This window comes from Phenylobacterium sp., assembly GCF_036264965.1.
Lineage (GTDB): Bacteria > Pseudomonadota > Alphaproteobacteria > Caulobacterales > Caulobacteraceae > Phenylobacterium.
The window spans coordinates 15,093-40,889 of sequence record NZ_DATAPY010000150.1 but is presented as its reverse complement, the minus strand read 5'-3'; the positions used below and the strand labels follow the sequence as shown (position 1 = coordinate 40,889).

At 69.6% G+C, this 25,797-nt stretch carries 20 protein-coding genes; 12 read left to right on the top strand and 8 right to left on the bottom strand.

Translation table 11 applies throughout. The annotated features are described in order from the left end of the window. Window positions 1-62: 62 nt before the first annotated feature. Both VHS75_RS20005 and VHS75_RS20000 read left to right on the top strand, forming a co-directional pair. Window positions 63-2,258: a TonB-dependent siderophore receptor gene (locus tag VHS75_RS20005; protein WP_329640379.1), complete on the top strand. Its 2,196-nt coding sequence runs from the start codon at window positions 63-65 to the stop codon at window positions 2,256-2,258. Between the two features lie 10 nt (window positions 2,259-2,268). Next, entirely contained in the window at window positions 2,269-2,949 is a 681-nt protein-coding gene (locus VHS75_RS20000; protein ID WP_329640378.1) for a Fe2+-dependent dioxygenase, read from the top strand. A gap of 6 nt (window positions 2,950-2,955) precedes the next feature. Here VHS75_RS20000 and VHS75_RS19995 read toward each other — a convergent pair whose 3' ends face one another. The 3 genes from VHS75_RS19995 to VHS75_RS19985 are packed head-to-tail and all read right to left on the bottom strand — an operon-like array spanning window position 2,956 to window position 8,104. Further along, complete coding sequence (locus tag VHS75_RS19995; RefSeq protein ID WP_329640377.1) at window positions 2,956-4,782, bottom strand: FHA domain-containing protein; 1,827 nt, start codon at window positions 4,780-4,782, stop codon at window positions 2,956-2,958. A 1-nt stretch (window position 4,783) separates the two neighbouring features. After that, on the bottom strand, window positions 4,784-5,656 hold the full coding sequence (locus VHS75_RS19990) for a hypothetical protein (protein WP_329640376.1): 873 nt from the start codon (window positions 5,654-5,656) through the stop codon (window positions 4,784-4,786). 3 nt (window positions 5,657-5,659) lie between these two features. After that, complete coding sequence (locus VHS75_RS19985; RefSeq protein WP_329640375.1) at window positions 5,660-8,104, bottom strand: cyclic nucleotide-binding domain-containing protein; 2,445 nt, start codon at window positions 8,102-8,104, stop codon at window positions 5,660-5,662. A gap of 165 nt (window positions 8,105-8,269) precedes the next feature. Between VHS75_RS19985 and VHS75_RS19980 the strand changes: the two genes are divergently transcribed. The 5 genes from VHS75_RS19980 (at window position 8,270) to VHS75_RS19960 (ending at window position 14,318) form a co-directional block, all read left to right on the top strand. Then, a complete protein-coding gene (locus VHS75_RS19980) occupies window positions 8,270-10,234 on the top strand; it encodes a heme lyase CcmF/NrfE family subunit (protein WP_329640374.1) in 1,965 nt (654 codons plus the stop codon). After that, window positions 10,231-10,764 carry a DsbE family thiol:disulfide interchange protein gene (locus VHS75_RS19975; protein WP_329640373.1) on the top strand — a complete coding sequence of 178 codons (534 nt, stop codon included), beginning with the start codon at window positions 10,231-10,233 and terminating at the stop codon, window positions 10,762-10,764. The genes VHS75_RS19980 and VHS75_RS19975 overlap by 4 nt, the downstream gene beginning before the upstream one ends. After that, window positions 10,761-11,225 (top strand): cytochrome c-type biogenesis protein, encoded by a 465-nt coding sequence (locus VHS75_RS19970; RefSeq protein WP_329640372.1) that lies wholly within the window; start codon window positions 10,761-10,763, stop codon window positions 11,223-11,225. The genes VHS75_RS19975 and VHS75_RS19970 overlap by 4 nt, the downstream gene beginning before the upstream one ends. Next, window positions 11,225-12,424: a c-type cytochrome biogenesis protein CcmI gene (gene ccmI / locus VHS75_RS19965; protein WP_329640371.1), complete on the top strand. Its 1,200-nt coding sequence runs from the start codon at window positions 11,225-11,227 to the stop codon at window positions 12,422-12,424. The genes VHS75_RS19970 and ccmI overlap by 1 nt, the downstream gene beginning before the upstream one ends. Before the next feature lie 76 nt (window positions 12,425-12,500). Then, window positions 12,501-14,318, top strand: coding sequence for an ATP-binding protein (locus tag VHS75_RS19960; protein ID WP_329640370.1), 1,818 nt, complete (start codon window positions 12,501-12,503; stop codon window positions 14,316-14,318). On the opposite strand, the gene VHS75_RS19955 is transcribed toward VHS75_RS19960, so the two are convergent. Continuing rightward, window positions 14,315-15,862, bottom strand: a complete 1,548-nt coding sequence (locus tag VHS75_RS19955; protein ID WP_329640369.1) for a M28 family peptidase — start codon at window positions 15,860-15,862, stop codon at window positions 14,315-14,317. The genes VHS75_RS19960 and VHS75_RS19955 overlap by 4 nt on opposite strands. Continuing rightward, window positions 15,859-17,901 (bottom strand): S9 family peptidase, encoded by a 2,043-nt coding sequence (locus VHS75_RS19950; protein WP_329640368.1) that lies wholly within the window; start codon window positions 17,899-17,901, stop codon window positions 15,859-15,861. Before VHS75_RS19950 ends, VHS75_RS19955 begins: the two co-directional genes overlap by 4 nt. A gap of 88 nt (window positions 17,902-17,989) precedes the next feature. On the opposite strand from VHS75_RS19950, the gene VHS75_RS19945 reads away from it, so the two are divergent. The 3 genes from VHS75_RS19945 (at window position 17,990) to VHS75_RS19935 (ending at window position 20,523) form a co-directional block, all read left to right on the top strand. Continuing rightward, on the top strand, window positions 17,990-18,487 hold the full coding sequence (locus VHS75_RS19945) for a GAF domain-containing protein (protein WP_329640367.1): 498 nt from the start codon (window positions 17,990-17,992) through the stop codon (window positions 18,485-18,487). A 149-nt stretch (window positions 18,488-18,636) separates the two neighbouring features. Next, a complete protein-coding gene (locus VHS75_RS19940) occupies window positions 18,637-19,818 on the top strand; it encodes an acetyl-CoA C-acetyltransferase (protein ID WP_329640366.1) in 1,182 nt (393 codons plus the stop codon). 12 nt (window positions 19,819-19,830) lie between these two features. After that, window positions 19,831-20,523 carry an SDR family NAD(P)-dependent oxidoreductase gene (locus VHS75_RS19935; protein WP_329640365.1) on the top strand — a complete coding sequence of 231 codons (693 nt, stop codon included), beginning with the start codon at window positions 19,831-19,833 and terminating at the stop codon, window positions 20,521-20,523. Here the strand turns inward: VHS75_RS19935 and VHS75_RS19930 are convergent. From VHS75_RS19930 to VHS75_RS19920, 3 genes are all read right to left on the bottom strand, one after another. Further along, on the bottom strand, window positions 20,520-20,990 hold the full coding sequence (locus tag VHS75_RS19930; protein ID WP_329640364.1) for a hypothetical protein: 471 nt from the start codon (window positions 20,988-20,990) through the stop codon (window positions 20,520-20,522). The genes VHS75_RS19935 and VHS75_RS19930 overlap by 4 nt on opposite strands. 88 nt (window positions 20,991-21,078) lie before the next feature. Continuing rightward, entirely contained in the window at window positions 21,079-22,533 is a 1,455-nt protein-coding gene (locus tag VHS75_RS19925) for a tetratricopeptide repeat protein (protein WP_329640363.1), read from the bottom strand. Beyond that, window positions 22,530-24,926 (bottom strand): penicillin acylase family protein, encoded by a 2,397-nt coding sequence (locus VHS75_RS19920; protein WP_329640362.1) that lies wholly within the window; start codon window positions 24,924-24,926, stop codon window positions 22,530-22,532. Before VHS75_RS19920 ends, VHS75_RS19925 begins: the two co-directional genes overlap by 4 nt. 120 nt (window positions 24,927-25,046) lie before the next feature. Here VHS75_RS19920 and VHS75_RS19915 point away from each other — a divergent pair, with 120 nt between their 5' ends. Both VHS75_RS19915 and VHS75_RS19910 read left to right on the top strand, forming a co-directional pair. Then, window positions 25,047-25,418: a VOC family protein gene (locus VHS75_RS19915; protein WP_329640361.1), complete on the top strand. Its 372-nt coding sequence runs from the start codon at window positions 25,047-25,049 to the stop codon at window positions 25,416-25,418. A 1-nt stretch (window position 25,419) separates the two neighbouring features. Then, window positions 25,420-25,791: a VOC family protein gene (locus VHS75_RS19910; RefSeq protein ID WP_329640360.1), complete on the top strand. Its 372-nt coding sequence runs from the start codon at window positions 25,420-25,422 to the stop codon at window positions 25,789-25,791. Window positions 25,792-25,797: the final 6 nt, after the last annotated feature.

Sequence of the window (25,797 nt, the reverse complement as noted above, 5' to 3'; positions counted from 1 at the left end):
CTTATGGCGCAGAGCGCGGACGACATCACAACGATCCGGGCAAGCGCGCAAAGGGGGAAGCCATGGCGGACGACAATAGGGGTTGCCGGGCGTCGCGGCTTCCACAGTTCGCCGGCTCGATCGCCGCGGCGCTTTTCCTCTGCGACGCAGGCACGGCGGCGGCCCAGGAGGCGACCTCGGTCAGCGGCGTCACCGTCAAAGGTCAGCCGCCCGAAGGCTATAAGGCCGATGCGCCCGCGCTGAGCAAGCTCACCGAGTCGGTCATCGACACCCCGCAGATGCTCAGCATCACGCCGCGCCAGGTGATCGAGGACCGCGGTGCGACGAGCCTCAGCGAGGTGTTCCGCAACAGTTCGGGCATCTCGCTCGGCGCCGGCGAGTCGAGCTGGCAGGGGACCAACCTGTCGATCCGCGGCTTCAACGCCCGCAACGACATGTACCTCGACGGCATGCGGGATTTCGGCAGCTATACCCGCGACCCGTTCAACCTGGAGGAGGTTGAGCTCCTGCAGGGTCCGTCATCGATCCTCTTCGGCCGCGGCTCGACCGGCGGCGTGGTCAACCAGGTTTCCAAGACGCCGACGCTGCAGGGCTTTATCCGCGGCGAGGCGGTCGGCGGCACCGATAACCTGGCCCGCGGCACAGTCGACCTCGACGCGCCGCTGCCCCAGCTCGGCGAGGGCGCGGCCGTACGCGTCGCGGCCATGGCGCACACCCAGGAATTCACCGACCGCGACCAGGCCCGCTACCGGCGCGAGGGCGTGGCGCCGAGCCTGGCCTTCGGGTTGGGGACGGCCACGCGGTTGACGCTCAGCTACCTCTACCAGTGGGAGGACGACATCCCCGACTACGGACTGCCTTACTTTCGGGGGGCGCCGGCGCCGGTGGCGCGGAACAATTTCTACGGCTTCGACAGCGACTATCTGCGGACCCGCGCCAACGTCGCGACGGCAAGGTTCGAGCACGATTTCTCGCCCGACATCACTTTCCGCGATCAGCTCCGTTACGCGGACTACGGCCGCCACTGGCGCGACACCGAGCCCCAGGTGATCACCACGGGCGTGACGTCGGCGACGCCGCTCTCGGCCATCCAGGTGAACCGCGCCCTGCAGGGCGGGACCAGCCGCGAGACCTTCCTGCAGAACCAGATGGACGTCCTGGCGACCTTTCGCACCGGCGCCATCGAGCACCATCTGGCCGCCGGCTGGGAGGTGGGGCCGGAGAGTTCCAAGCCGACCTACGACAACGGCCTGAACATCCCCGCCACGTCGCTGCTGACGCCCACCGAGGGCCAGCCGTTTTCAGGCATCGACCTGCCGCGGGTGAAGGTCTCGACGACGGCCGACACGGTCGGCGTCTACTTGATCGACACCCTGAAATTCGGACCGCACTGGGAGGTGTCCGGCGGGGTGCGTTGGGACCGGTTCTCGTCGCACTACGCGGCGCAGTTCTTCGGGAACACCGTCGCGACCCTGAACCAGCCGACCACGAGCCAGGATGTCCACCAGACCGACGAGAAGCCGAGCTGGCGCGGCAGCGTAGTCTACAAGCCCATGCCCAATGGCTCGATCTATTTCGATTACTCGACGTCCTTCAACCCCTCGGCCGAGGCTCTGTCCCAGATCGTCGCGGTCCGCTCGTTCAACGTCGGCAACATCGGCCTGGCCCCTGAGACGAACGAGACCTTCGAGGTCGGGACGAAGTGGAACCTGCTGGCCAACCGCCTGCAGCTCCAGGGCGCGATCTTCCATGAGGAAAAGCAAAACGCCCGGGTTCCCGACCCCACCAATTCGGCGGTCAACATCCTGGCCGGCGACCAGCGGGTCGACGGCGCGGAAGTCGAGTTGGCGGGCAAGGTGACGGACGCCTGGCAGGTGACGGCGAGCTACACCTATCTCGACGGCAAGACCATCAAGACCGTCCCTGGCGGGCCGCCGCTCAACTCGCCGCTGTTCAATGCGCCGCGCGACAGCGCCGCGCTCTGGACCACCTATCAGTTGCCCATGCGGATCGAGATCGGCGGCGGCGTGAACTACCTGTCCCGCCGCTTCGCGTCGCTGACGACCGTGCCGTTTACCAGTGTGCCGGGCTATACGACACTGGACCTGATGGCCAAGTGGCAGGCGACGGACCACATCCGGCTGCAGGTGAATGTGAACAACGTCACCGACAAGTTCTTCTTCGACCAGGTCCACGGCTTCCACGTCGTCCCCGGCGAGGGCCGCACGGCGCTGTTCACCCTGGCCTACACCGACTAGCCTCCAGTCCATGCTGTTGCACATCCCGGGGGTCCTTGGCGGCGACGATCTGGCCGAGTGCCGGGCCGCGCTCCGCGACGCCGCCTGGACCGATGGAAGGGGCACGGCCGGGTTCCTGTCGGCGCCGGTCAAGCACAACGCCCAACTCCACTGGCAGGACCCCGTGGCGATCCGGCTGGGCGAGCTGGTGCGCGCCCGGCTGGAGCAGAGCCCCTTGTTCCTGTCGGCGGCGCTCCCGGCCGCGATCCTGCCGCCGCTGTTCAACCGCTACGCCGGCGGCGACTACTATGGCCCGCACATCGACGGCGCGCTCCGCCCCATCGACGGGACAAACCGGCGGATCCGCACGGACCTTTCCATCACCGTCATGCTGAGCGACCCGGCCGGGTACGACGGCGGGGAGCTGGTCATCGAAGACCTGCTGGGAGGCCGGACCATCAAGCTGCCGGCGGGGGACGCCATCGTCTACCCGGCGAACACCATCCATGAGGTGACGCCGGTGACGCGCGGCGAGCGCCTCGCCGCCTTCACCTGGATCCAGAGCGTGGTGCGCGACGATGCGGACCGGCAGCTGCTTTTCGAATTCGACGCCGCGCTCCAGAAGCTGCCGTCCGGCGCTGAGGCTGACGGCGCCCGCCTGCAGCTTACGAACCTCTATCACCGGCTGCTTCGCCGTTGGGCCGAGCTCTGACGGGCCTCAGAACGTCGGCAACCCGCGGGGTTTTTGCCCGGCCGGCAGGCCCAGAGCGGTGAACAGACGGTCCTGGCCGGTAGCCGGCGCCTGGCCTGGCGCGTGGAAGCCGTGGCACGCCGAGCACTGGGCGCTGGCGAAGGCGGTGGTGTCGTGCTCGGTCTTGCCGTGGCAGGCCTTGCAGGTGGCGATGCCTTCGATCAGCAGGTCCTGGGTGCGGTCCGACGTGGCGGCCTTGTGGCAGTCGGCGCAGACCGCCGCGCCCTTGCCGACCCCGGCGTGGGCCGCGACGCCGTGGTTGAAGTCGCCCCAGGGCAGCATGCGGTTGGCCAGGTGCACCGGCGAAATCTCGCCGCCCAGGGGACCGGCGGCGGGACGCACCGTGTGGCAATCGACGCAGAGGCCGCCGGGCGCGAGCGCGCGGCGCAGGACGGCCTGATCGACGTTGGGCGGATGCTCCGGCGGCAGCGAGCCGCGCAGGACGCCCACGATATTGCGCATGTCGTGGTGGCGCAGGGTCTGCAAGGCGCCGCCCACCTGGGCGAAGGCCAGGGAGTGGCAGGACCCGCAGTCGCGCTCCATCTCGATCGGCTTGAACCCGCCGCCGTCCGGCCGGTGGCAGGACTGGCAGGTCAGCGCCGCGCCATAACCCCGCGCGGCGCCCAGCGCCTCGCCCTGCCGGGCGACGCCGCCGACCGGGTTCATGTGGATGCGGTGCGAAAAGGTCAGGCCGTTGGCTTCCGTCGGATGGCTCGACAGCGCCACGCGCTGCAGCCGGGGCAGCGGGCCGTCGAAGCCGACGGTGACCAGGGGGCGGAAGTCTGGGTGCCGGTTCCAATCCGGCGTGTCGATCAGGCCCGTAGAGGGCAGGCGCATCTTCAGTCGGCTGTGGCAGCCGGCGCAGTCGGCGACCACGACCAGCGCTGGTTTGCCCGGCCGCACCACGTCGGCGGTCTTCGGCACGGCGGGATCGGGCGGGGCGGTGGTGTGCTCGCGGTGGCAACTGGCGCAGCGGTCGGCCGGATGGTTCAGCGCGGTCTCGAAGATGCCGGCGACCTTGCCGCGGATGGTGGGCGGCGGCGGCATGGCGCGGGCCAGCTTGGCGTGGTCGGCGTGTTCGGAGACCAGCAGCGGGAGGAAGGGGCTGCCCTCGGCGGCGGCCCTGGCGTCGATGCGCGCCACGGCGGCGGGGTCGGAACTGGCCTTGTGGCAGCCGAGGCAGGTCTCGTCGCGGACGGCGATGAAGGCCTTGGCGTGGCAGGCCTGGCAGTCCTTGTCGAGGAAGGCGTGGGCCTTGGAGAGCGGGCCGGTCGACCACTGCTGGTCGGGATGGATGCGGGTGTGCTGCAGCCAGGCGCGGCCGGCCAGCGGCAGGATCAGGCACAGGGCCAGGATGGCGAGGCCCAGCGTCCAGGCCATCCGCCGGCGGCCGAACATCGAGGCCTTGAGGGAGAACAGGCTGACGGTGGGGTGATGTTCGTCCTCATGGCGGGTGACGGTGACGAAGATGTCCTCTTCGCCCGCCTCGCCGATCAGGAGGTCGTATTCGCCGAAGGTCACGACCTGGCCGCGCCCGGCGCTGAGTTCGGCGTGGGTGGTCGAGGCGCCGTCCACCAGGAAGGGCCGCCCGCTGATCGACTCGATGGTCAGCCGGTCCTGGCCGGAGACCTTCAGGAGCGCGTGCTCCATGTCGACCGACAGGTCCGGCAGATAGATGTCGCTGGCCGGCGCGCGGCCGATCGAGGCGTCGTTCCACTCAAGCCGCCTGGTGCGGACGATCTCACCGCCGCCCGCCTGGCGGGTGATCATGCGAAGGGTGATCGCCTGGGTCATGTCACCAGTAGAGGAAGACGCTGACGATGTGCACCGTCAGGGCCGCCAGCAGGGCGAAGGTGGCCGGAACGTGCACGAAGAGCCAAGCTTCCAGAAGCGCGGTGATGTGGATCTGCCGCCGCGCCAGCGCGAGGGCGTCGGCCTTGCGCTGCAGGAGGTCGGTGACTTTGCGCAGGGCCTCGGCCTCCTGGCCGGTGGCGGTCCCCAGCGCCGGGCCCAGACGGGCGAGCGCGCGGCCGTTGGCGCAGTCGCCGTAGCGGGCGAAGAGCCGGCGCCAGAAACCGCCGCCGATGTCGGTCTCCTCCAGAGACAGGCGCACGATGTCGGCCTCGGCGCGCCGCAGGGGCTGGGCGGCCTCGTGGATCTGTTCGTCCAGGGCATGGATTTGGGCCAGCATCTGCTTGCGGGTCACCTCGCCGCGATTGTCGCTGAGCGAGCGGGGCAGCGCGATATAGGCCCAGACCCCGACACCGCCGGAGGCGATGACCAGCAGCATCAGGCCGTAGGCCAGGGTGTGCACGTTCCAGCCGAACTGGAAGCCGGTGTGCAGGGTGGCGATGACGATCAGCGACAGGCCGAGATAGACGTGGGCCGAGACCCAGGCCTTCAGCGAATAGTGGCCGTGGCTGACCGCGCGCTTGCGCAGGCCCAGCAGCGACAGCCAGACGATCAGGCCCGCGCCGGTAATCCCCAGCACATAGCCCAGCGCCGTGCCGCCGCTCGGCCGTGGGCGGGCGTCCTGCAGGAAATAGGCGGCGATGGCCGCCACGCAGAGGACCGCCGAGGCCTTGGCGAACATGAAGCCGCCATGACGCAGGAAGCTCTCATGCGTCGAGGTCTTGCGCCTCTGTGACTGCGCCCGCGCGACCGCCAAGGCCTAGCCCCGCTCCAGCAGGGCGACGGACAGGAACTCTTCCGGCGACACCCGGATCGCCGCGCCGGTCGGGCAGGCCCGCACGCAGGCGGGCCCGCCGGCCTTGCCGATGCACATGTCGCACTTGATGGCGACCTTGCCCTTTTCGGTCGGCCCCTTGGGCTGCTTCTCGCGCCAGGCCTTGTCCGGTTCGCCGGGGCCGGGGCCCATGCCGAACAGCATCCAGGCCAAGAGGCCGGGCTTCTCCGGCGGCGGCTTGTCCATCTGGATCACGTCGTAAGGACAATTTCGCTGGCAGTTGCCGCAGCCGATGCAGGCGTCGGAGATGAACACCTCGCCGTCCGGCCCGCGCTGGATGGCGTTGGGCGGGCAGTCGGTCATGCAATAGGGGTGCTCGCAGTGCCGGCAGGAGGTCGGCACGTGGATCTTGGCGTAGGTCTTGCCGGCCTCGCGGTTCAGCCGCGACAGGCCCTCGTGGCTGTCGGCGCAGGCCTTCTCGCAGTTGTCGCAGCCGACGCAGAGGGTCTCGTCGATCAAGAGCACGTCGGTGGCTTCGCCGATGCCCTGGTCGATCAGGAAGCTGGCGACGGAGGAATACATGTCCACCACGCCACCGAAGTTGTCCTTCTGCTCCTCGACGAAGGCGTTGATCTTGCGCCGCGCGGTGACCTCTTCGCGCATCCGCTTCAGCAGCGCCGGCTTCTTGGCCAGCAGCCGGCGGAAGGGTTCGCCGGGCAGGCGCACCACCTGGGAGCGGATGGCGGCCTTCACCGTGGCGGTGCGCCGCCCGCCGTCCAGCAGGGCCATCTCGCCGGAGTAGGAGCCGGCCGGGACGTAGGACAGGAAGACGTTCTTCCCGCCGACCATCTTCTCCACGATCATCGAGCCGGAGCGGATGATGAACAGGTCGTCGCCCTCGTCGCCCTCGGTCATGATCGGCTGGCCGGGCTTCACCTCGATCATCTGCGCCTCGGGCAGCACCTCGGCGAGGTCGGCCGGGGTCAGGCCGGATTTGAAGATCTGCAGGATCTGCCGCTCGGTGGTGATGCGGTTCACCGTCTCGCGGGCTTCGGCCACCTGGGCCATCAGCTTCAGGGCCGCGGTGCGGGGGATCTCGATGACGATGGTGTTCTCGCCGGCTCGGATGGTCGCGCCGCGGCGGCGGCCGGAGATCAGGCCCACCTCGCCGAAGATCGAGCCGGCCGGGATCGGCACGGTGATCGAGGGGTTCTTCGGATCGACCTCCACCAGCACCGAGCCCTGGGCGATGCCGAACAGCGAGGACCCGACCCCGTTGCGTTCGAAGATCGCCTCGCCGACGCGGAAGGCCTTCACCTCGGAGTCGAGCAGGAACTCGCGCATCTGCAGGGGCGACAGGCCGTAGAGGATCTCCACCCGGCTGCGCAGGAACTCCAGCCATTCGGAGACCGACATCTTGCCGGGCAGGCCGGCCAGCTTGGCCTCCAGGATCGGTTCGTCGGCAGGCTTCAGGTCGGTGCGGCCGCAGATGTATTCGACCACGTCGTGGCCCTGGTTCATGCAGTGCTTGATCAGCGGATAGCCGGCCAGGGCGCCGATCACATAGACGCCGGGCGTCGTGCCCTCGAAGGTGGGCGACAGTTGCGGGAAGGCGCTCGGCGCGTCGCTGGTGAAGGCGGCGCCGGCGGCCTCTACGAACTTGCGCGGCGGCGCCGAGCCCATCCGCGCGATGATCCGATCGCACTTGTGCCGCGCCGTGCCCTGCGGTGTTTCCACGGTCACCCAGCCCTGTTCGATGAGGCTGGGCGTGGTCTCCGACAGGATGGTCATGCGGCCGGAATCGCGCGCGGCGGTCAGCGCCTTGACGTTGGCGTCCTTGGCCCGGGCGAAGTCGGCCGAGCGGTTGACCAGGGTGACGACATTGCCCTGCGCCTGGTCGGCGGCTAGGCCGAGCGCGTTCTCGATGCCGGCGTCGCCGCCGCCGAAGACGAAGATGTGCTCGTCGATGTACTCGGCCGGATCGTCGAGCTGGTACTGGACGTGGGGCAGGGCCGCGCCGTCGCAGCGCATCAGATTGGGATTGCCCTGGGTGCCGATGGCCAGGACCACCGTCTCGGCGCGGATCACGTCGCCGTTGGTGAGCGCGATGGAGAAGTCGCCCTTGGCGCCGGTGATCGCCTTGGCCTCGGCCTTGTAGCGGACATTCACGCCCGCCTTGGCGGCGTCGGCGTTCCATTGGGCCAGCACCGCCTCGCGCTTGCCGGCGGCGAAATCGCAGTCCGAGCGCAACACCAGCTGGGCCGGCGTCGCCATGACGTGCTTGCCCTTCTGGTAGCGGAAGATGGTGTCGGAGAGGTGGTCGGTCTTCTCCAAAAGGACGTGGCTGACCCCCTTGGCCGCGGCGTGCGCAGCGGCGCTCAGGCCCGAAGGGCCCGATCCGACGATCGCAATCCGAAACACTTCCGACATCCCCGACCTCAGAACCCCCATCCCGAGACGCTATGGGCCCGAGAAGCCCAAAGATCGCACGGTTGGCGGCTTCCCGCCCCCGCGAACCTTTGGCACTGTAGCATTTCCCGTGCCGTGACAATGCGCTCCAAAGCGCCACAGGCCGGAAGGGGAGCACAAAAGTCGATGGCGGCGGAAGTCGGGCAGTTCGCGCTAATTCTGGCGTTGGTCCTGGCTGTGGTGCAGTCGGGCGCCACGCTTTGGGGCGCCGGGCGCGGAGAGCCGGTGCTGATGGCGCTGGGCCGCGCGGCCGCGGTGCTGCAGGGCGGCTTCGTCATCCTGGCCTTCGGCTGCCTGGCGGTGAGCTATGTGGCCTGCGACTTTTCGGTGGCCCTCGTGGCCGAGCATTCCAACAGCCAGCAGCCGCTGGCCTACCGGTTCGCCGCCACCTGGGGCAGCCACGAGGGCTCGATGCTGCTGTGGGTGCTGATCCTGGGCATCTATGGCGCGGCGGTCGCCCTGTTCGGCGGGACCCTGCGCGAGACGCTGCAGGCCCGGGTGCTGGGCGTGCAGGGGCTGATCGGCGTGGCCTTCCTCGGCTTCCTGATCTTCACCTCGAACCCGTTCCTGCGGCTATCGCCGGTTCCGCTGGAGGGGACCGAGCTCAACCCTCTGCTGCAGGACCCCGGCCTCGTCAGCCACCCGCCGCTGCTCTACCTGGGCTACGTCGGCTTCTCGGTGGCCTTCGCCTTCGCCGTGGCGGCCCTGCTGGAAGGCCGGGTGGACGCGGCCTGGGCGCGCTGGGTCAGGCCATGGGTTCTGGCCGCCTGGGTCCCGCTGACCTGCGGCATCACCTTGGGGTCGCTCTGGGCCTATTACGAGCTGGGCTGGGGTGGCTGGTGGTTCTGGGACCCGGTGGAGAACGCCTCGCTGATGCCCTGGCTGCTGGGCACGGCCCTGCTGCATTCGTCCCTGGTGCTGGAGCGGCGCGGGGCCCTGGTCTCCTGGACGATCCTCCTGGCCATCTTGACCTTCTCGCTGAGCCTGGTCGGCACCTTCCTGGTGCGCTCCGGCATCCTCACCAGCGTGCACGCCTTCGCGGTCGATCCGAAGCGGGGGATCTACATCCTGGGCATCATCGCCGTGACCACCGGCGCCGCGCTCGGCCTCTACGCCTGGCGCGCGCCATCCTTGCGCACCGGGGCCCTGTTCGCGCCGCTGTCGCGGGAGGGCGGGATCACGCTCAACAACCTCTTCCTGGTGGCGCTGACCGCGACGGTGTTCCTGGGCACCTTCAGCCCGGTGTTCATCGAACTGGTGGGCAGCGACAAGATTTCCGTTGGGCCGCCCTACTATGCGCGGACCTTCGCGCCCCTGGCGATCCCGCTGCTGGCGCTGGTTGTCTTCGGGCCGATGCTGAACTGGAAGCGCGATACGGTCGCCACAGTGCTTCGCCGTGTCCGGATTCCCGCCGCCATGGCCGCTGTCGCGGTCCTGATCGGCCTGATCACCGTCGGCTGGAAGGGCGTGGTCTCCGCCCTGGCGCTGGGCCTGGCCGCCTGGCTGGTCGCCGGCGCGGCCGCCATCCCGGCGCGGCGCTGGTGGGCCGGCCGGGCGAACCTGCGCCGCGCGATCCGCACCACGCCGCCGGCGGTCTTCGGGCTGTCGCTGGCGCACGCCGGCCTGGGGCTGCTTCTGCTGGGGATCACTGGCGTCAGTGCGTGGCACAGCGACAAGGTGCTGACCATGCGGCCGGGCGACTCCACCGCCTTCGCCGGGCGGACGATCACCCTCGACTCCGTGGGCCTGGCCGATGGCCCCAACTACCAGGCCCGCCAGGCGCGGTTCGAAATCACCGGCAGAGGCGGACCCTACACGCTGGTGGCCGAGCGGCGGGCCTATGCCAGCAACCAGACCACCGAGGCCGCGATCCATGTCACGCCGCTCGGAAACCTCTACATCTCCGGCGGCGATGAGCAGGACGGCGGGATCGTCGTGCGGCTCTGGGACCATCCGTTGATCGTCTGGATCTGGATCGGCGGCTTCGTCATGGCCTTTGGCGGCCTGGTCTCGCTCTGCGACCGGCGCCTGAGGCTGGGCGTCGCGGCCCGCGCGCCCCGGCCCGCGCTGGTTCCGGCGCCGGCGGAATGAGACGTGCGCTCGCCATCCTGCCGGTGGGCCTGTTGGCGCTGGTCCTGGTCGCCTTCATGGTGGGCTTGCGGCGCGATCCGTCGATCCTGCCGTCGATGCTGATCGGCAAGCCGCTGCCGGCCTTTGCGCTGGCGCCGCTGCGGCCCGATGAGCCGGGCTTCGCCTCGGCCGACCTGACCGGCGAACCGGTGATGCTGAACGTCTTCGCCTCCTGGTGCGGCCCCTGCAAGGAGGAGCATCCGGTCCTGCTGCAGCTGAAGTCGCAGGGCGTGAAGATCGTCGGTCTCGACTGGAAGGAAGACGCCATGGCCGGGGCCCGTTGGCTGGCGGCCAACGGCGATCCCTACGTCCGCGCCGGCAATGACGCGAGCGGCCGGACCGGTATCGATCTCGGCGTCTCCGGCGTGCCGGAGACCTTCATCCTCGATCGCCAGGGCCGCGTCCGCTACCGCCAAGTGGGCGCGATCACGCCGGAAGTCTGGAGCCAGACCATCGCGCCGCTGATGGCCAGGCTGAGGGCGGAGTCGTGAGGCGCCTGGCCCTGATTGCCGCCGCCGCCCTGGTGCTGGCCGGGCCGGCCCTGGCGGTGACGCCGGACGAGCAACTCAAGGACCCCGCGCTGGAAGCCCGCGCCCGCGCCCTCAGCCAAGAGCTGCGCTGCCTGGTCTGCCAGAACCAATCGATCGACGATTCCAGCGCCCCGCTGGCCCATGACCTGCGGGTGATCCTGCGTGAGCGGATCGCGGCCGGCGACAGCGACAAGCAGGCGGTGAACTATCTGGTCGCCCGCTACGGCGACTTCGTGCTCCTGAAGCCGCCGTTCCAGCCGAACACCTGGGCCCTTTGGCTGGGGCCGCTGGCGGTGCTCTTGCTGGGCGGCGCGGGCGTGGCGGTCTACATGCGCGGACGGGCCGCGCGGTCCGAGTCGCCGCTCTCGGCGGCGGACGAGGCCGAGGCGGCGCGGCTGCTCGCGGCGGACAAAGGCGACTGATGCTCTGGATGATCCTGACCTTGATGGTCGCCCTGGCCGCTGTGGGCCTGGCCATCCCGCTGATCCGCCGCCACGACGCGGCGCGGACCGCCCGCGGCTCGGTCGCCGAGGTGCTGAAGGGCCAGATCGGCGAGATCGAAGCCCAGGCCGCCGCCGGCGCCCTGCCGGCGCACGAAGCCGAGGCGCTGAAGGCCGACGTCAAGCGCCGGGTGCTGGCCGAGGGCAAGGAGCCGGACGCGCCCGCGCGGCCGCTCAGCGAACGCACGCTGCTGATCCTGGCGCTGGGCCTGGTCGCCGTCGTGGTGCTGGCCGCCACGGGGCTCTACCTGAAGATCGGTCAGCCCAACGCGACGGGCAGTCAGCCCCCGGCGACCGCCGCCAGCGGCGCGCTGCCGCCCGGCCATCCGAACGGCGAGGTGGCTTCGATGATCGGCCAGCTCGAACAGCGCATGAAGGCTTCGCCCAACGACGCCGAGGGCTGGCGGATGCTCGGCTGGTCCTACCTGCAGGTGGGCCGCAACGCCGACGCCGCCACCGCCTACGGCCGCGCGGTGGCCCTGGATCCGCACAATGGCGAGTACCTCTCCGCCCAGGGCGAGGCCACCGTCCTGGCCGCCCAGGGCCAGGTGACGCCGGCGGCCGAGGGCATCTTCCGCAAGGCCGTGTCGCTGGACGCCAGCGACCCGCGCGCCCGCTACTACCTGGCCATCGCCAAGGACCAGAAGGGCGACGCCAAAGGGGCGATGGACGACTGGATCGCGCTCCTGAAGAGCGCCCCGCCGGACGCGCCCTGGGCGCCGGAGGTCCGCAGCTTCGTGGAGAAGGTCGCCCAGGAGCGCCACATCGACCTGACCGGCCGCCTGCCGCCTGCGCCGGCCGCCACCGCGTCGGCTGACGCGGGACCGCCCAGTCCTGCGCCGGGTCCGACCTCCGATCAGGTCGCCGCCGCCGGCCAGATGAGCGCCGAGGGCCGCCAGGCGATGATCGAAGGCATGGTGGCGAAACAGGCCGCCGCCCTGAAGGCCAATCCGCGCGATCTGGACGGCTGGCAGCGGCTGATCCGCGCCCGGATGGTGCTGGGCCAGCCGCAGGCCGCCGCCCAGGCCTACCGCGACGCGGCCAAGGCCTTCGCCGGATCGCCGGCCGACCAGGCGGCTCTGCGCCAAACAGCCGCGGGCCTGGGCGTGCCCGGAGTGTGAAAACATGGGTATGCGTTTGACGCGCGGTTAACTCTATTCGGCCAGGATCATCCCAACGATATGGGGGGATTTGCTGTTGAGCGGAGAGGCCAGCCGTACGGCGCCGCAAGCGCCCGCGCGTCGTCAGCAGGTCTCGGAGGGCTTGCGCCTCTATGGCGCGTCAGCCCGCAACCTGTGGCCCCGGATCGTGGCCTCGTTGGCCGTGGCCGCCGTCGCTGTCCAATCCATCGGTCTCATATGGACCTGCGCCTGGCTCGCCATCGTCTGGATCGGCCTGGCCGCGGGCATTCGCCTGGTCAGCGCCGCCGAGAGGGAACAGACCGCGAGCGCCCAGGCTTGGGTGAGCCGGCTGATCAGCCTCAACACCGCCGTCTCGACCCTGTTGCAGGCCGGCATATTGGTGGCGATCTGGGCTGCCGGCGACGATCTACAGCGCGCCTTCGCCATCGTCGCCACCTTCGTCGGCTCGGCCTATGTGCTGCTGCAGTACTATTCCGACCTCAAGCGTTTCCGGATGCTGCTGGCGCCCTATGTCGGGACCTTCCTCTTCATCGCCTTCGACCTGACCCATACCGGCGGATGGCGGGTGGGCGAGATCGTCACCTGCCTCGCCGCGGCGGTCAGCATCACCAACTTCTTCTTCCTGTCGCGCCGTCTGCTCGACCGCTCGCGCTCGGCCCTGCGTCAGGCCCGCCAAAAGGCGCGTGAAAACGAGCTGTCCGCCGAATCCGCCAACGCCGCCAAGTCGACCTTCCTGGCCACCATGAGCCACGAGATCCGCACGCCGTTGAACGGCGTCCTGGGCATGGCCCAGGCCATGGTCGGCGACGAGCTCTCCGAGCGCCAGCGCGATCGTCTAAGCGTCATCCACCGCTCCGGCGAAGCCCTGCTGGCCATCCTCAACGATGTGCTCGACCTGTCGAAGATCGAGGCCGGCAAGCTGGAGCTGGAGGAGCTGGAGTTCGAACTGGCCGAGGTGGCGCGCGGCGCCTATTCGGCCTTCACAGCGTTGGCCAACAAGAAGGGGCTTTCCTTCGCCCTCGACATCGAAGCCGCCCGCGGCCGCTATCTGGGCGACCCCACGCGGCTGCGGCAGATCCTCTACAACCTGATCTCCAACGCGCTGAAGTTCACCGAGCAGGGCGAAATCCGCGTCACAGCGCGGCGCGACGGCGACATCCTGGAACTGTCGGTGAAGGACACCGGCGTCGGCATCCCGCCGGAGAGCCTGCCGAAGCTGTTCGCCAAGTTCGACCAGCTGGACTCGTCCACGACGCGGCGGTTCGGGGGCACCGGCCTGGGCCTGGCCATCTGCCGCGAGCTCGCCCAGCTGATGCAAGGCGAGATCGACGTCCAGAGCGAGCTGGGCCTGGGATCCAAGTTCATCCTGCGTGTCCCGCTCAGGTGGGTCGGCGAGGAAAAGGCCGTGGCGTCCGGCGGCGGTGTGGCGGAACTGCGCGCCGAGCAGTCGGAAATCGCCCTGCGCGTGCTGGCTGCGGAGGACAACGCCATCAACCAGCTGGTCCTGAAGACCCTGCTGCACCAGATGGGCGTCGATCCGACCGTGGTCGACAACGGCCGCCTGGCGCTTGAGGCCTGGGAAGCCGGCGACTGGGACGTGATCCTCATGGATATCCAGATGCCGGTGATGGACGGCCTGACCGCCACCACCCAGATCCGCGCCCAGGAACTGGCGACGGGCCGGCCGCGCACGCCGATCGTGGCGCTGACCGCCAACGCCATGTCGCACCACGTCGACCAGTACACCGCCGCGGGAATGGACGGCCACGTGGCCAAGCCGATCCAGGCCGCCGACCTCTACGCCGCGCTGACCAGCGCCGCGGTTCCCGCGCAGGCCAAGCCGGGCGGCGGCGCGCGGGCGGAAGTGGGTTAGCGCGCCGGCGGGGCCTTCAGCCACGTCGGCTTGTCGTCGGCGTCGGCGACGCTTTCGGCCAGCCTGTAGAAGAACCGGTTGAACTTGCCCGCCGCCTCGAAATCCATCGGCTGGGTCAGGTCGTCCTGCGGGCGGTGGTAGCGGACCTGGTACCACTCGCGATAGCGCCGCTCCGCCTCGGTTCCGGGCACATAGCCGAAGATGAAGCCGGTCCCGGGAATGCCGGCCTGCATGAACGGCCAGTGGTCGGCGCGCGTCAGCAGGCTGCGCTCCGGCTCCGGATCGGGCTGGATGCGGATCGCCATGGAGGCGGCGACCTCGCGGGCCATGCGGCCCAGCGTCGTGTCGTCCACGGCCAGCTCGGTCATGAGCTCCAGCGGGAACAGCGGGCGAAGCTGGTCGAGGTTGATGTCGGCGACGATGGCGGCTTTGGGCACGGTCGGGTGGTCCACGAACCAGTGGGCGCCGAGCAGGCCCTTTTCCTCGCCGGTGAAGGCCGCGATGACCACGCTGCGGCGCAGAGGCTTGGCTTTGTGCTTGTCGGCGAAGCGGATCAGCGTGCCCACATAGGCCGCGTCGTCCAGCGCGCCGTTGTAGAGGTTGTCGCCGCCCACCGGCTCGCCGTAGCCATAGCCGTCCAGGTGGGCGGTCAGCGCCAGGTACTGGTCGCTCAGCTTCGGGTCGCGGCCCGGCAGGACGCCGATCACGTTCTTGGCCGTGTAGTCGCGACGCGTGAGGTGGAACTGCGCTTTCAGCCGCAGTCCGGGCAGGTCGAAGGCGGTCAGCGGCTGCCTGTCGCCGCCGGCCTTGAGGACGGTGTCGGCGTTCTGGCCCGACCCCGCCAGCATGGTCTTGAAGGCCTCGGCGCTCAACGTCATCACCGGCAGGCTCGCCGCAGCGGGCGCTGGGGTTCCGACGATAGCGACCGCGCGCGCGTAGGCCGCCGGCCAACGCGGCGGCTCGATGGTGAAATAGGGGTCGTCCACCTGGATCAAGCCGGCGGCGCCCGCGGCCGACGCGGCCTGCACGCGCTGACCGGCGGTGGGCAGGCCTGTGCGCTTGGTGTTGAAGCAGACCACTACCTTGCCGCGGGCCTCCGCCAGGTCCTTCGACCCGCAATAGCCGCGGAAGGTCAGCTCGCCGTCCATCTGCGCGGGTAGGCTGTCGGTGGGACGCACGGTGATTTCGTGCAGGAACTTGAGCGGCGTGGCCGCTCGGTCGCCCCGCCAGATGGTGAAGCTGGTCCCCGCCGTCTCGACCCGGCTCTCGTGCACTGGGAAGACTTGGAACCAGCCACCGTTGTCGCCGGCCGGTTTCAGCCCCGCGGCCTTGAACTTCGCCGCCACGATGTCGGCGGCGCGGTCGTAGCCCGCTGAGCCGATGTCGCGGCCCTCCATGGCGTCGGAGGAGAGCGCCTCGGCGATCTGCCACCAGGCCTTGGTGTCGGGGTTCTTGATCCCGGCCGAGCGTGGCGGTGCGGCGCTCGCCCCGCCGGCGGTCAGGCCGGCGAGGACAAGGGCCGTGGCGAGGGTGCGCGCGCTCATTGGTAGCGGTGGAACCAGGCCATGATCGCTGCGGCCTTGGCCGCCGCCTGCGAGGGCCGTTCCGCGAGGCCGCCGTGCGAGGCGCCCGGCACCTGGATCATCTCGGTGGGCACGCCGCGCAGCTGCAGGGCATCGAAGAATTGCTCCGCTTCCGACGGCGGGGTGCGGTGGTCCTCGGTGCCGACGATCACCAGGGTGGGCGTCGTGACATTGCCGACCAGCGACAGCGGCGAACGCCTCCAGTAGTTCGCCTGGTCCTCCCACGGCATCTTGCCGAACCACGAGGTGGCCATGAAGTTGTAGCCGTCGGTGGTCAGCACTTCGCTCGTCCAGTTGATCACCGGCTTCTGGGCGGCCGCGGCGCGGAAGCGGGCGGTCTTGCCGACGATCCAGGCGGTCAGCGCCCCGCCGCCGGAGCCGCCGGTCACATAGAGGTGGTTCGGATCGGCCGAGCCCTTGGCGATGGTGGCGTCCACCGCGCTCATCAGGTCGTCGTAGTCGTGGCTGGGGTAGTTCTTGTCGATCTCGTTGGCGAAGGCGTCGCCGTAGGAGGTCGAGCCGCGCGGGTTGGCGTAGACCACCATGTAGCCGCCGGCCGCATAGAGCTGGTCGTCGGTGGAGAACACCGGGCCATAGGCCGAGAACGGCCCGCCGTGGATCTCCAGGATCAGCGGGTACTTCTTCGACGGGTCGAAGTTGGGCGGGGTGACCAGCCAGGCGTCGATCGGCTTGCCGTCGAAGGACGATTTCACCGCCAGGGGTTCGACCTTGGCCAGGGTCTTGTCGGCGAACAGGTCCTCGTTGAGGTGGGTCAGCTTGACGGTCTTGCCACCCTTGATCACCCCGATCTCCGGCGGCGACCAGGCGTCGCCCATGGTGAAGGCGACGAGCCCGTTCCTGCCGACCGAGAACTCGCCGCCGGTATAGGGCCGGTCCATTTCCGCGCCGTCGGTCAGGCCGCTGGCGACCTCGGTCATCTTCCCGTCCAGGCTGACACGCGCGACCTTGGTGACGCCGTGGTCGGCGTAGTCGACGTAGATGCTCTTGCCGTCGGCGGCCCAGGCCGGCCGGCCCACGCTGCGGTCGAAGTCGCCGTTGATCACGCGGCTGTTCTTGCCGTCTCGGTCCATGACGTAGAGGTGGACGTTGTCGTAGCCGCGGTGGCCTTTGTCGTCGAAGCCGACGTAGGCGATCTTCGTGCCGTCCGGCGAGGGCGTCGGCGCCTGATCGGGTCCCTTGCGGGTGGTCAGCTGGGTCATGGCGCCGGTGGCGATGGAGACCTCGTAGATGTCGCTCTCGCCGGCGTCCCGCTCCCAGTCCTTCGAACGATTGGACGAGAAGAGCAGGCTCTTGCCGTCCGGCGTATAGGCGAGCTGGCCGCCCTCATCGAACTTGCCGAAGGTGATCTGCCGGGGCTGGCCGCCGTCGGCGGAGACCGTGAACAGGTGGCGGTAGCCGGGCCTGATATAGCCCGCGCCATCGCGGCGGTAAGTGAGCCGCTCGATCAGCTTCAGCGGTTCGGCCCAGTGGGCCCCAGGAGGCGGCGCCATCGGCGCGCCCAGCGGCTGTGGCGGGACGGGCGTCAGCATGACGAAGGCGAGCGTCTTGCCGTCCGGCGACCAGGTGATGGCGTTGGGCGCCTGCTCCAGGTTGGCGACCTTGGCCGAATGGCCGGTGGCCATCCAGCGAACGTAAAGCTGAGCGCCGCCGGGGCCGGCGGAGATGTAGGCGATGCGCGTCCCATCCGGCGACCAGACCGGATGCAGGTTCGCCGTGTCGTCCGCGGCCAGCGGCGTCTGGGCGCCGGTCGCCGGATCGATCAGCCAGATCGAGGGGTGACCGTTGTCGGTCATGATGTCCTGGGTCGTGCGCACGTAGGCGATCATGCCGCCGTCCGGCCGCACCTGCGGATCGCCGGCCGCGCGCAGGCCGAAGATGTCGCGGCCCTGGAAGAGGCGGTTGGGGCCGTCGACTGCCTGGGCGGAGGCGGACGACGCGCAGGCGATCGCGAGCGCGGACACGAGCAAGGCAAGACGCATGAATGATCCCCGAAACTTGAAGCGCGCCTAGAAAGGCTGCGCCGGGAGGGTTTGTCCAGCGCGCCGCGGATCGCTACATGCCTGTTCCATGGCCGAAGCCTTCAACGACAAGAATCTGCCCACCGAGAAGGCGCAACGCTATGCCGCTGTGGCCGCGGAGATCGCCGCGGTGCTCGACGGCGAGCTGAATCTGACGGCTCGCATGGCCACGGTGGCCTCGATGCTGGCGGCCAGCTTCGACCATTATTTCTGGACCGGCTTCTATGTGGTCGATCCGGACAAGCGCGAGGAGCTGGTGGTGGGCCCCTACCAGGGCACGCTGGGCTGTCTGCGCATCGCCTTCGGGCGCGGGGTCTGCGGGACGGCGGCGCGCAGCCGCCAGACGCAGATCGTGCAGGACATCGAGGCCTTCCCCGACCACATCGCCTGCGACAGCCGCTCGAAAAGCGAGATCGTGGTGCCGGTCGTCGACGCCGACGGCCGGCTGATCGCGGTGTTCGACGTCGACGCCGAGGCCACCGGCGCCTTCGACCAGCTGGACGCTGATTGGCTGGAAAGAATCCTGCAGGACACCTTCGCGGATTGACGCCGGCACGTTGACGTTCGCGTCAACCGGTCTTGTCTTACGCAGCGGCGCCTTCATACAGTCGTTTTGACGCGCCCATAGAGGCGCTTGGCATACAGTCGTTTTGACGCGCCTATAGAGCGCTTGGATTTTCACCAGGGAGTACGGCGATGGCCGAAGCCTATATCGTAGCTGCAACGCGGACTGCCGGCGGGCGCAAGGGCGGACGTCTCCGCGATTGGCATCCGGCCGACCTGGGCGCGGTGGTGCTGAACGAACTGATCGATCGCACCGGCATCGATCCGGCGGTCGTCGAAGACGTGGTCATGGGCTGCGTCATGCAGGTGGGCGAGCAGGCCACCAACATCGCGCGCGGCGCGGTGCTGGCGTCCAAGCTTCCCGAAAGCGTCCCGGCCACCAGCGTCGACCGCCAGTGCGGCTCCTCGCAGCAGGCGCTGCACTTCGCCGCCCAGGCGGTGATGAGCGGCACCATGGACGTGGTCATCGCCTCAGGTGTCGAGAGCATGACCCGCGTGCCGATGGGCCTCTCCGTCGCCCTGCCGGCCAAGGAAGGCTTCGGCAATCCGATGAGCCCGAACCAGCAGAAGCGCTATCCGAACATCCAGTTCAGCCAGTTCATGGGCGCCGAGATGATGGCCGCCAAGTACGGCCTGTCGAAGGATCAGCTCGACGAATTCGCCTATGGTTCTCACCAAAGGGCGATCGCCGCCACGCAAGCCGGCGCCTTCAAGGACGAGATCATCGCCATCGACGGCCGCGACGGGAAGGGCGACGAGGGCTCGACCGTTCGCCACGATAGCGACGAAGGCATCCGCTACGACTCCAGCCTGGACGCCATCAAGGGCGTGAAGCTTCTGCGCGAGGGCGGCGCGATCACCGCGGCCACCTCCAGCCAGATCTGCGACGGCGCCTCCGGCGTCATGGTGGTCTCGGAAAAGGCGCTGAAGGAATACGGCCTCACACCCCTGGCCCGCATCCACAACCTGACCCTGATCGGCCACGACCCGGTGATCATGCTGGAAGCCCCGCTTCCGGCCACCGAGCGCGCGCTGAAGAAGGCCGGCATGTCGATCGACGACATCGATCTCTTCGAAGTGAACGAGGCCTTCGCCTCGGTGCCGGTGGCCTGGCTGAAGACCACGGGCGCGGACCCGTCGAAGCTCAACGTCAACGGCGGCGCCATCGCGCTCGGCCACCCGCTGGGCGCCTCGGGCACCAAGCTGATGACCACGCTGCTGCACGCGCTGAAGGCCCGCAACAAGAAGTGGGGTCTGCAGACCATGTGCGAAGGCGGCGGCCTCGCCAACGTGACCATCGTCGAGCGGCTCTAGGGCCTACCCGCGATGGCCGGCCGCGTCTTCGCCATCACCGGCGCGTCCGGCGCGCTGGGTTCCGCGGTCGCCAAGGCCGTGGTGGGCCAGGGCTGCCGTGTGGCCCTGATCGACCACGTTCATGACACGCCGCACGGACTTGCCGACGGTGATGACGTCCTGATCTTGGGCGGCGTCGACCTCACCGACGCGGAGAGCGCCAAGGCGGCCATCGACGCGGCGGCGGCGCGGTTCGGCGGCCTGGACGCGGTGCTGAACATCGCCGGCGGCTTTGCCTGGGAAAAGGTGGAGGGAGGCGACGCCGAGACCTGGCGCAAGCTTTTCCGGCTCAATGTCGAGACGGCGGCCAACGTCTGCCGCGCGGCCATCCCACACCTGAAGCGCAGCAAGGCCGGACGCATCGTCAACGTCGGCGCAAATGGCGCGGTGAAGGCCGCGCTCGGCATGGGCGCCTATGCCGCCTCCAAGGCCGGGGTGCATCGCCTCACCGAGGCGCTGGCCGAGGAGCTCAAGGGCAGCGGCGTCACCGTCAATGCGGTCCTGCCCTCGATCATCGACACACCGGCCAACCGCGCCGACCTCCCCAAGGCGGATTTCGCGACCTGGGTGACGCCGCAGGAACTGACGGCGGTCATGCTGTTCCTGGCCGGCGAGCAGGCCAGCGCCGTCACCGGCGCCCTGATCCCGGTGACCGGACGGGTCTAGCCCGCCAGCTCGGGACGATCTTGACGGGCGATACCGAACACCTGGCCGCCGGGGACCGCGAAATAGAAGGTCGCAGTCGCGGGGTAGTGGATCTGCGGCAGGCCCGCCGCGTGCACGGCCGCCTCCAAGCCCGCCGGATCGGACGTCCGGAGCTCCAGCCAGGCTCCACGCCGCGCCGAGGCCTCGTCGAGGGCGCCGGCCGTGAACTGGACGCTGATCGAACCGCCGCCGGGGAACCTGAACGCCAGGATCGGCCCGGCCGGGTCATGGGTCGGCAGGACCGTCGCCTCTCCACAACCGAGCACCTTTGAAAGGCACTTCACCAGCGCGTCGCGATATTCCGGCCGCGCCAGGAAATGCGCGCGATTGCCGAGGGCCGGCCCTGCGTCCGCGGCCTTGACCTGCGCGCCCGAGGTGACTGCCAGGGCGAGGCCCAGGCATCCCCTGCGGTTGATGTCGCTGCTCATCCGATGACCTCCCGCCGCCCGCCCCGATCGGCGAGCCCATCAGGTCAGACGCGCGGACAGCGCGGGAAACGACAGGCGGCCAAACCGGCTAGCGCGGGGCGCGCTGTGCCAGCTTCGGATCGAGGCGGATCGCCGCTTCGTCATCCTCGACCGCGTGCCGCATATCCTTCTTCATGCCGTAGGCTTGGCTACGGAAGCGGTAGGCGAGAGCGTCCTTGTCGTTGAGCGCGATCGCCTGGGTCAGGTCAGCGATGGCGGCGTCGGTCTTGCGCGCGTCGAGTTCGGTGGCACCCTTGCCGCGCCAGGCTTCCTGGTCTTTGGGGTCGAGCGCCACGGCCTTGGCGTAGTCGGCGGCCGCGCCGGCGTAGTCGCCGTTCGCATGGCGCAGGAAGCCGCGATGCCGCCAGGCGGACTGGGCGTCGGGGGTGAGCTGGATCACCTTGTCGAAGTCGGCGATGGCGTGGGCGCGGGCGCTCTTAGCCTCGAAGGCCTGGCCGCGGTTGAAATAGGCGGCGGCGAGACTCGGATCGAGCTCGATCACCCGGCCGAGATCGGGGATGGCGTGGTCCCAGTCGGCCTTGGCGATATAGGCCGCGCCGCGGTTGTTGTAGGCGTCGCGAAAATCCGGATCGAGGCCGATGGCGCGGCTATAGTCGGCGATGGCCAGGTCGTGCTGATTGCGCGCCAAATAGGCGTCGCCCCGCGCCTTGATGGTCTCCGCGTCGGTGGGGTTGAGCGCAATGGCGCGGCCGAACTCTCCGATGGCGGTCTCCGCGTCGCCGTTGGCGGCGAGCGCCAGGGCGCGGTCGCGATGCGCGCCGTTCAGGTTGGGCTCTAGCCGCAGGGCCTCGGCGGCGTCGGCGGCGGCGCGGGCGGCGTCGCCGGTCTTGCGGTAGGTGATGCCGCGGTTGCGCCAGGCGTTGGCGTCGGCGGGATTGAGGGCGATGGCGGCTGAGAAATCGGCGATGGCGTGGGCGTAGTCGCCAGCGTTGGCGTAGAGGGCCCCGCGGCTGACGACGGCGGCTGCGTCCTTCGGCGACAGCCGCACTGCCTCGCTGAGATCGGCCAGGGCGGCGGCCTTGTCCCCGCGCTTCAAGGAGATCGCGGCGCGGTTGAGATAGGCGACGCCGACCCGGGGATCGAGCGCGATGGCTGCGGCGTAGTTGTTGAGGGCGCGGGCGTCGTCGCCTTTGGCGGCGTAGGCGATGCCGCGGTTGACGTGCGTCTTGGCGAAGACGGTGGCGTTGCCGGCCGCGCTCTCGCCGAGCCCAATGGCGGCGTCGTAGTCGGCGATAGCGTGGGCGAGATCGCCTTTGTTCTGAAAGGCGACGCCGCGATCGCGGAGCGCGATGGCCCGGTCGCCGTTGGGCAGGCCCTTATCCTGCAGGATGTGGCTGCAACCCCGGATCGCGTCATCCGGTTTGGGCGAGCCGCAGGCGGTGCGGTCCGGGCTCTTGGTCGCGCGTTCGTTTTCCTGGGCGGCGGCCTGGGTAGCCGCCAGCGCCAGGGCGGCTACCAGCAGGTTGCGGAGGATCGCTCTCATTTCGCGGGCTCCAGCTTCACCACCAACTCGGCGTCGCGATCGATGGCGGCGCGGCTGAAGTCCAGGGGCACGTAGGACCCGGCGGCCCACAGCGGGAAGAGGTCGCGGTAGTGGACGCTGAACGGGTCGCCGGACTGGCCGGGGGTGTTGACGGCGACGGAGTTGTCCCAGGCGCCGACGTCCATCACCAGCCGGACCGAGGCGCCGGCCGTCTGGTTGAAGTCGCCGGGGCGATAGGTGGCCGCGCGCGGGCTCTGCGCCGAGCCCGGGATCTCCAGTGCGCCGGTGCTCATCTGCTGGGCGAGCTGGCGGTTGGCCAGGACCGCGATGGACGGCACGAAGTCGGCATGGTGCAGCCGGCCCCAGCTCCAGGTGGCCATGTCCGGCCCCAGGCGGGTTTTCAGGTCGCCCACGGTCTCGGCGAGGCTGGCCAGCAGGAGAGCGTCGCGGGTCGCTGCGGCTTCGGGCGCTTCCAGCCAGGTCACCACCCCGTCGACACTGCCCGAACCGACCAGCGTACGCGCGGCCGACGGGATCGCGGACGCGACGACGGCCTTGCCCAGATGGTTGCTTACCCAGACCTGATAGATGGCGGCGGCGGCGCTGCCGGTGGTCTCGTCATTGTCCCAGGCGCGGAGCAACGCCAGGGCCCGCGTGACCGCGGGGTCGGGTGAGCTCAGGCCTTTCAGCAGGGCGATGGTCCGCCGCGACATGGCGTCGTGGCTGTCGGTCTGCAGGGCCATAGAGTCGGCCAGCGTCGCCTTGGGCTGGGCCGAGAGCACCTCCTCGATGCGGGTGATCCGCGAGCGGTCGGCCCACTCGTAGCTGATTGTCCGGTTAGCCGGGTAGTCGGCCGGCAGGTTCATCTGGTTGGCGGTGGCGACGAAGCCCCTGGGCGGATTGTGCAGGGCCGGAAGCTGGCTCTCCGGCATCATCCCGGCCCATTCGTAGCGCCCATCGCCGGGCACGGGCAGCAGGCCGTCCCAGTTGGGCCGCGACGGCGTCAGGCCGGCCGCCGACCACCCGATGTCGCCGCCGGCCTCGGCGAAGACCAGGTTGAGCGGCGGCGTGCCCCAGGCTTCTTGACCGGCCTTGAAGTCGGCCCAGGACTTCGCCCGCCACATCCGCGACGACCCGAAGTAGCCGGAGGCGCCGGGCAGGTTCCAGACCGTGCGCATGGCGAAGGCGTGGCCCCCCTTTCCAGTGTCTGGCGTCTCGTCCAGCACGGGGCCGTGGCGGGTGAATTTCAGGGTGACGTCGCGCGGCGCCTCGCCCTTCACCTCGATGGTCTCGTGGACCACCTTCATCGGCTCGAAGCCGCCCTTGTAGCGGTAGGAGTCGCCCTTGGTGTCGTAGACGTAGAGGTCCTCCTGATCGATGTAGAAGATGGTCAGGCCCCAGGCCATCTGGCCGTTGTGGCCGAAGGAGACGCCGGGCAGGGCGGGCTCGCCCGCGCCGATGATGTCGAGGTCCGGCGCGTTCAGGTGGACGATGTAGCGCAGCGACGGGGCGCCCACCGGCCGGTGCGGGTCGTTGGCCAGGATCGGGCGGCCGGTGGCGGTGCGCGACGGCGCGATCACCCAGTTGTTGGAGCCCTCGTTCTGATAGGCGTCGAGCGCCTCGGCCAGCTGCACCTGCGGCGCAGCCTCGGCCTTCCTCCCTCCGGCGGTCAGGGCCTCGAAGCTCACCGGCTCAGTGGCCAGCAGATAGTCCTTCAAGAGGTCCGCTGGGACCACGCAGGGGTCGAGGCCGGCGGGCACGACCGGGGTGTGCGCCGGCGACAGCGTGCGGCGCAGGCGGTCGGCGGGCAGACCCGCGGCGCAGGCCACCTGGGCGCGGGCGACTTCGGATGAGACGTTGGAGACCAGAGCGTGGCTGCGGATGCGCAGGATGTCTTCGGCGGCCCACATCTCTGGCTTGCTGGCGGTCAGCTTGAACTCGACCGGCAGGGGCCGCTTGCCGGCGTTCACCTCGGCCACATAGGCGTTCACGCCCGACGCGAAGGCCTCGACTACGTCGCGCGCGCCCGGCGCATAGGCGGCCCACTCCGCCGCCATGTCGCCGCGATAGAGGAAGAGCCGTGCGGCGCGGTCCTGGGCGACATAGGACGGCCCCAGGCTGGCCGAGAGCCGCCCCAGGCCGCGCTTGCGCCACAGGTCGATCTGCCAGAGCCGGTCGCGGCCGGCGTTGTAGCCCTGTAGGAAGAAGGCGTCACGGCTGCTGGCGGCGAAGATGTGCGGGATGCCCCAGCGGTCGACGACCATCTGCGCCGGCGCGTTGAGGCCCGCGACGCTCCAAGCCTCCTGCTTCACCGCGGTCGACTGCGCCGACGCCGCGCCGGCGAACAGCAGGCCTGCGATCGCGCCCAGCAGCGTCTTGCCGATCCTGATCATGTCCGCTCCCCAACCCTTGTTGCGAAGAGTTGACGACAGATCGACGGTTTCGTCCACGCAGGCTTGCGGCGCCCCTGGGGTAGGGTTTTAGAGTTCCCTGAACCAGCAAGGGGAAACGCCATGATCGGCTATGCAACCATCGGAACGAACGACCTCGACCGCGCCAAGATCTTCTACGATGCCGTGCTGGAGCCGCTGGGCGGCCGACGCACCTTCGCCAACGGCGAGCGGATGCAGTTCTACGGCTCCAAGGAGACGCCTGGGATGATCGCCATCTCCAAGCCCTATGACGAGCAGCCGGCGAGCGTCGGCAACGGCAGCATGTTCGGCCTGCCCGCCGCGACGACCGAGCAGGTCGACGCGGCGCACGCCGCCGCCATCGCCGCGGGCGCCACCTGCGACGGCGCGCCCGGCCAACGTATGCCGACCTTCTACGGCGCCTATTTCCGCGATCTCGATGGCAACAAGATCTGCGTCTTCAAGCTGGGCTGAGATGATCAGCTACGCCACGATCGGGACCAACGATCTCGATCGGGCCAGGGCGTTCTATGACGCCGCCCTGGCGCCGCTGGGCGGCCGCCGAACGCTCACTTATGAGCGGTCGCAGTACTATGGCGGGCCGGGCCGCGGGGCGATGCTGGGGATCGTCCTGCCGTTCGATCGCGAAGCGGCGACCGGGGGCAATGGCGCGATGGTGGCCCTGGCGGCGGGCTCGGCGGCGGCGGTCGATCAGGCCTACGCCGCGGCCCTGGCGGCGGGCGCGAGCTGCGAGGGCCCGCCCGGCCAGCGGATGGCCAATTTCTACGGCGCCTACTTCCGCGATCCGGACGGGAACAAGCTCTGCGTTGTCTATATGGGCGAATAGCGCCGA

Excerpts from the sequence above, each read along its gene's own strand:
- VHS75_RS19955 (WP_329640369.1), bottom strand. The coding sequence starts at position 15,862 with ATGAGCGCGCGCACCCTCGCCACGGCCCTTGTCCTCGCCGGCCTGACC.
- VHS75_RS19920 (WP_329640362.1), bottom strand. The coding sequence starts at position 24,926 with ATGATCAGGATCGGCAAGACGCTGCTGGGCGCGATCGCAGGCCTGCTG.
- ccmI (WP_329640371.1), top strand. The coding sequence starts at position 11,225 with ATGCTCTGGATGATCCTGACCTTGATGGTCGCCCTGGCCGCTGTGGGC.
- VHS75_RS19945 (WP_329640367.1), top strand. The coding sequence starts at position 17,990 with ATGGCCGAAGCCTTCAACGACAAGAATCTGCCCACCGAGAAGGCGCAA.
- VHS75_RS19910 (WP_329640360.1), top strand. The coding sequence starts at position 25,420 with ATGATCAGCTACGCCACGATCGGGACCAACGATCTCGATCGGGCCAGG.
- VHS75_RS19930 (WP_329640364.1), bottom strand. The coding sequence starts at position 20,990 with ATGAGCAGCGACATCAACCGCAGGGGATGCCTGGGCCTCGCCCTGGCA.
- VHS75_RS19915 (WP_329640361.1), top strand. The coding sequence starts at position 25,047 with ATGATCGGCTATGCAACCATCGGAACGAACGACCTCGACCGCGCCAAG.
- VHS75_RS20005 (WP_329640379.1), top strand. The coding sequence starts at position 63 with ATGGCGGACGACAATAGGGGTTGCCGGGCGTCGCGGCTTCCACAGTTC.
- VHS75_RS20000 (WP_329640378.1), top strand. The coding sequence starts at position 2,269 with ATGCTGTTGCACATCCCGGGGGTCCTTGGCGGCGACGATCTGGCCGAG.
- VHS75_RS19925 (WP_329640363.1), bottom strand. The coding sequence starts at position 22,533 with ATGAGAGCGATCCTCCGCAACCTGCTGGTAGCCGCCCTGGCGCTGGCG.
- VHS75_RS19935 (WP_329640365.1), top strand. The coding sequence starts at position 19,831 with ATGGCCGGCCGCGTCTTCGCCATCACCGGCGCGTCCGGCGCGCTGGGT.
- VHS75_RS19985 (WP_329640375.1), bottom strand. The coding sequence starts at position 8,104 with ATGTCGGAAGTGTTTCGGATTGCGATCGTCGGATCGGGCCCTTCGGGC.
- VHS75_RS19975 (WP_329640373.1), top strand. The coding sequence starts at position 10,231 with ATGAGACGTGCGCTCGCCATCCTGCCGGTGGGCCTGTTGGCGCTGGTC.
- VHS75_RS19980 (WP_329640374.1), top strand. The coding sequence starts at position 8,270 with ATGGCGGCGGAAGTCGGGCAGTTCGCGCTAATTCTGGCGTTGGTCCTG.
- VHS75_RS19995 (WP_329640377.1), bottom strand. The coding sequence starts at position 4,782 with ATGACCCAGGCGATCACCCTTCGCATGATCACCCGCCAGGCGGGCGGC.
- VHS75_RS19950 (WP_329640368.1), bottom strand. The coding sequence starts at position 17,901 with ATGCGTCTTGCCTTGCTCGTGTCCGCGCTCGCGATCGCCTGCGCGTCG.
- VHS75_RS19940 (WP_329640366.1), top strand. The coding sequence starts at position 18,637 with ATGGCCGAAGCCTATATCGTAGCTGCAACGCGGACTGCCGGCGGGCGC.